The organism is Cellulomonas septica, from assembly GCF_012396155.1.
Lineage (GTDB): Bacteria > Actinomycetota > Actinomycetes > Actinomycetales > Cellulomonadaceae > Cellulomonas > Cellulomonas septica.
The window spans coordinates 1-5051 of the sequence record NZ_JAAXOY010000219.1 but is presented as its reverse complement, the minus strand read 5'-3'; the positions used below and the strand labels follow the sequence as shown (position 1 = coordinate 5051).

Annotated in this window: 5 protein-coding genes; 3 read left to right on the top strand and 2 right to left on the bottom strand. The window is 73.2% G+C overall.

From position 1 onward, the window contains the following. Window positions 1–326 precede the first annotated feature (326 nt). Entirely contained in the window at window positions 327–1373 is a 1047-nt protein-coding gene (locus HGA02_RS09905) for an EcsC family protein (protein WP_246247628.1), read from the top strand. 234 nt (window positions 1374–1607) lie between these two features. Then, entirely contained in the window at window positions 1608–2243 is a 636-nt protein-coding gene (locus HGA02_RS09900) for a PASTA domain-containing protein (protein WP_168678861.1), read from the top strand. 32 nt (window positions 2244–2275) lie between these two features. Here HGA02_RS09900 and HGA02_RS09895 read toward each other — a convergent pair whose 3' ends face one another. Together HGA02_RS09895 and HGA02_RS09890 are read right to left on the bottom strand one after the other, a co-directional pair. Then, on the bottom strand, window positions 2276–3058 hold the full coding sequence (locus tag HGA02_RS09895; RefSeq protein ID WP_168678860.1) for a DinB family protein: 783 nt from the start codon (window positions 3056–3058) through the stop codon (window positions 2276–2278). Window positions 3059–3133: 75 nt separating this feature from the next. Further along, window positions 3134–3616: a pyridoxamine 5'-phosphate oxidase family protein gene (locus tag HGA02_RS09890; RefSeq protein WP_168678859.1), complete on the bottom strand. Its 483-nt coding sequence runs from the start codon at window positions 3614–3616 to the stop codon at window positions 3134–3136. A gap of 211 nt (window positions 3617–3827) precedes the next feature. Here HGA02_RS09890 and HGA02_RS09885 point away from each other — a divergent pair, with 211 nt between their 5' ends. Continuing rightward, the gene (locus HGA02_RS09885; RefSeq protein WP_168678858.1) at window positions 3828–4724 is read left to right on the top strand and encodes an SDR family oxidoreductase; all 897 of its coding nucleotides are present in this window, start codon (window positions 3828–3830) and stop codon (window positions 4722–4724) included. Window positions 4725–5051 lie beyond the last annotated feature (327 nt).

The window sequence follows — 5051 nt, the reverse complement described above, 5'->3', positions numbered from 1 at the left end:
GCCCCCGCCGCACCGACGCGCGTGCTGGCGGTGACGGGCCCGTCGTCGCGGGTGTCGACGGCCGGGCTCGCAGCGGGCGTGCTGCTCGTCGGCGTGGGGCTCGTCGTCCTGGCTCGCCGCCGCAGCGCCGCCTGAGCGGGCAGGACGACACGTCGTCCACCCGGGCGGACCGAACCTGCACGGTTCGTCCGGCTCGTTGGCCGGGTCGCGCCCCGGGGCATCGGCCGACGAGGTGATCTCTGAGCGCTCGCGCCCCGTCCCGGGCTACCGTCGCGGCGCACGTCGGTACGCTCGCGGGCACCCTGTGAGGAGGCGTCGTGAACGGCATGGCGATGAGCGACTACGAGCGCAGCGCTTACCAGAGCCTGACCGCGCCGCCGCCCGACTCCCGGAGTCTGATGCCCGGGTGGGCTCGCGACACGGCGTCCCGTGTCGGCCGTTCAGTCAGGACGGGCGCGGCCAAGGTCCCCGGCAGCACGGTGGTCGCCGACGCGTATGCGAAGGCCGCCAAGGGCCTGACGGACTTCACGACGGGGAACGGCATCCACTCGGTCAGCATGGAGCGATCGATCGCCAGGTACCAGAAGAAGGGTGCCGACGTCGAGAAGCCCGAGGACATCCTCCGCCTCGACCTCCGGCGGTGCGACGAGATGCTCCCGGGACGCAAGCGCCTCCACGAGGTCGCGGCGCTCGCGGAAGGCGCTGCCGCCTCCCTGCTCATCACCGGCGCGACCGTGTCGTCCACCGTCACCGGCGGCACGACGGCGGCAGTCGCGCTGACGACCGTCGCGGCGGACTCGGTCATCGTGATGGCCGGCCTGGGACGCGTGGTCGGCGAGGTGGCGGTCGCCTACGGGTTCGACCCGAACCTCCCGGAGGAGGAGGTCTTCGCGCTCCAGGTGCTCGGTCTGGGGATGGCCGTGGGGAGCGGTGCGAAGTCGACCGCGCTGGCCAGCCTGTCCCGGCTCACCCAGGACATGATGCGACGCGCGACCTGGACGCAGCTCAACGAGCACGTGCTCGTCGGCGTGGTCAACCGGGCGTTCGCGACGATGGGTCTGCGGCTCACGCAGAAGAAGCTCGCGCAGGTCGTGCCCGTCGCGGGCGTCCTCATCTCCAGCGGTGTCAACCTGCAGCTGCTCCACCGGGTGCAGGACGCGGCCGTGCAGGCGTACCGCCTCCGGTTCCTCACGGTGAAGTACGGTCTCGCGGCGGTGCCCTCGACAGCACTCGTGCTCGCCGGGTCGGACGACGCCGGTGACGAGGAGGACGTCGTCGAGATCGACGCTCTCCTCCGGGAGGCCGTCGAGGAGGCCGGGACCCACCCGGGCGAAAGCACGGCAGGCGACGCGGCGGACCGGCAGGACGACTAGGGCGGAGCACGCGACGGACTCTGCGCGTCAGGTCTGGTCGTCGCGCACCCGCCCGGTGCGGAGATCCGTCGCGGTGGGGATCACACCACGCGGTGCTCAAGGTGCTGTGCCCGAGGGCCGATCACCCCCTCCGTCGGGCGGTCGCACACCCATGCTGCTCGACGCCCGCGAGTCCGTCCGCGCGCTCTCGGGCGCCCGACGAGCCGGCTTCCCCCCGACCTCTGAAGGATCTCCATGTCCGACGCCGCCCCCCAGCCCGTGCACACGCCCGACGCGGCCCCGCCGCCGTACGCGACGACCGCACCACCGCCGGCGGTCAAGGTCCCCGCGCACAAGCGGCGCTGGTTCTGGCCGACGGTCGTCGGCGTCGTCGCCTTCGTCCTCGGCGCGATCGCGGGTGGAGGGGGAGAAGCTCCCACGCCCAGCCAGGTGAAGGCGTCGGAGGAGTACGCCGCGCTCGCGGCCGACCTCGAGACGGCGCAGGACGAGCTGGCGAGCGCGAAGGCCTCCGCTGAGGAGGCGAAGTCGGCCGCGGCAGCCGCCGCGGCCACGATCGCCGACCTGGAGGCCGCGGCCGCGGCACCGGCACCGGAGCCCGTCGCACCGGCCGTCGCGCCGTCAGCACCCGCGCAGCCCGAGACGTTCGTCATGCCCGACGTCGTCGGAGCCAACCTGCAGTACGCCCAGGACACGCTGCAGAGCCTCGGTTCGTACGCCATGGACCAGGAGGACGCGTCCGGTCTCGGCCGGGTGCAGGTTCTCGACTCCAACTGGCAGGTGTGTCGGCAGGACCCTGCTCCCGGCACGACCGTGCCGGTCAGCACCATGGTCACGCTCGCGGCGGTGAAGCTCGGCGAGACGTGCCCATGAGGTGATCGGCCCACCGTCGACAGCCGCCCTGGTCAGTCGCGGGTGGCGAGGGTGGCGAGGTCGCGGGTGGCGTAGCGGTGGTGCTGCCACTCCTCCTCGAAGATCACGCCGAGGCACTGGCGCACGGTGACGGTCGGCTCGTCGGGGCCGCCTTCGCCCCACGGGTCGTGACCGGCGTCGCGGGTGAGCTCGTCGTCCGTGAGGTCGGCGAGGTACGTGCGCACCTGGGCGACACGGTCGGCTCGCGCGGCGAGGGCCTCGTCGAGCGTCACGGGCGTGCCGAGCGGGACGAGCCCGTACCGGTCCTCGAGGCCCTGCGCCTGCCAGAACAGCAGGCCGAGCGGGTGGAACGGCTGCGCGCGCCGGAGGATCGCGAGGTTGAGCCACGCGTCGGTCGCGAGGACGAGGTGCCGGATCGTCTCCGTGAAGGACCACTCGCCGTCGACCGAGACGTCGACGGTGCCGGGCGGCAGCGTGCGGGCACGGGCGATCGTCGTGTCCCACATCGCCACCAGCGCCTCGTAGCCGGCGCGGAGCTCGTCGGGAGTCCGGGCGCGCAGCGCGGAGCGTTCGGGGTGCCGGCGGTCGAGCTCGGCGACGAGCAGCGGCGCGACCTCGACACCCCAGATGGTCAGGCCGTCGATCTCCCCGTCGATCTCGGCGTCGGTCAGCTCGACGCCGCGCATCCGGACGCGCTGCAGGCCGACGTCGCGGAAGACGGCGCCGGCCATGCGGTCGCGGACGAACTGCGCGCCGCGCAGGTCCTGGTGCTGGAAGCGGCTGTCGCGTCGGTCCTCGAACTCGATGTCGACCATGTCCGGACGCTACGGCGCACGTCCGACATCGGCCGGCGCCGGCCGGCGCCGACCCCGTGGCCGTCGCCGTCGCCGTCAGAGGCGGACCGTCTCGTTCTCGCCGCCGTCGTAGCGCTCGCCGGTGAGCTTGGCCTTCACGAGGCTGATCGCGGTCGTGAGGCGGTTGCCGGGTGCGTCCCAGTACTCGGCGGTCTCGCCGTGCACGACGAGCAGCACGAGCCCGGGCGTCTCGGGTCCGTCGGGGAACCACGCCTCGGCGACGGGGCTCCACAGCTCGCGGGCCTTCGCGACGTCGCGGACGACCTCCGCGGTGCCCGAGACGGACACCCACGACGTGCCGCCGACGAACGCGGCGTTCACGGGGCTGCCGTGCGCGATCTCGTCGACCTTGTGGCTGTCGGCGTCGGCGAAGAACCACAGGTCGCCGCTGAAGTCGGCCTCCTGGATGCCCATCGGGCGGCTCACCAGGCGGCCGTCGGCGGCGACTGTCGTGAGCATGGAGACCTTGGAGTCGCGGATGAGCTCCGTGACCTTGGCGATGTCGTCGTCGTGCGTCATGCCGTGCTCCTCCGTCGCCGGGTGCGCCGCTGATGCGGTGCCCGGCCACGGTAGGTCGCGGGGGCCGAGGCCGCACGGCGGCGGCCCGTGGGCACGGGGCGGCGCCCCGCCCGGCGCTTCGATAACGATGTCGAAGCCGTTAGGGTCGGGCGCCAGGACCGCCCCCGCTCCGCGCCACCCCGGGGTCCTGCGACCCGTGAAGGAGAAGACGATGCCGTCCGACCAGCTCACGTTCGACAACCCCGTCGAGCGCCACGCGCACATCAAGCCGCACGCGTCGTGGCAGCCGCTCCCCGGCCTCGACGCCGAGCTCGACCCGAAGGCCGACCACGGCGAGACGACGTACCGGGGGACGGGTCGCCTGCCCGGGCGCAAGGCGCTGATCACGGGCGGCGACTCGGGCATCGGGGCGGCCGTGGCGATCGCGTTCGCGCGCGAGGGCGCCGACGTCGCCCTGAGCTACCTGCCCGAGGAGCAGGTCGACGCGGAGGCGATCGCGCAGGTCGTGCGCGCGGAGGGCCGCACGTGCGTGCTGCTGCCGGGCGACATCCGCGACCGGGAGTTCTGCCGGACGCTGGTCGCCGACGCGGTGTCCGGGCTGGGCGGGCTCGACATCCTCGTGAACAACGCGGCCCACCAGGTCTACCACCCGTCGTTCGACGAGCTCGACGAGGCCGACCTCGACCGCACCATCCAGACCAACCTGTACGCGATGTTCTGGATCACGCGCGACGCCCTCCCGCACCTGCCGCCGGGCGCGACGATCATCAACAGCACGTCGGTGCAGGGCTACAACCCGTCGCCCATGATCATCAACTACGCGTCGACGAAGTTCGCCATCATCGGTTTCACGAAGGCGCTCGCGGCCGACCTGGCGCCGCGCGGCATCCGCGTGAACGCCGTCGCGCCCGGTCCCGTGTGGACGCCGTTGCAGGTCAGCGACGGGCAGCCGGCCGAGAAGCTGGACGGGTTCGGCGAGTCGTCGTGGCTCGGCCGGACCAGCCAGCCGGTCGAGCAGGCGCCCGCCTACGTGTTCCTCGCGTCGCCCGAGTCGAGCTTCGTCGTCGGCGAGGTCATCAACGTCAACGGCGGGGCCAACGTGCCGTGACGTGGGCACGCGACCCCGGGGTCACGGGCTCCGGGGTCGCGGGAACCTCACAGCGTGCGCTCATGTGCGGCGCGCGACGTGCCGATCTGGTGAGTGCGTCCGACGTCCACGGACCGGGCACCCGCTGCCCGACGTGAGGAGCCCGCCCGCCATGACCGCGTCACCGAAGCGCCATAGGCACCGCGCCGAGCCCGCGCCGCGCCGCCTGCCCGCGTGGTGCCGGTCGCGTGCCGTCGCGCCGCTCGTCAGCGTCGGCATCGTGACCGTCGCGGTCCTCACCAGCGCCAGCGCGAGCTCGCGCGGACCAATGGTGGGCGCCGAGCCGCC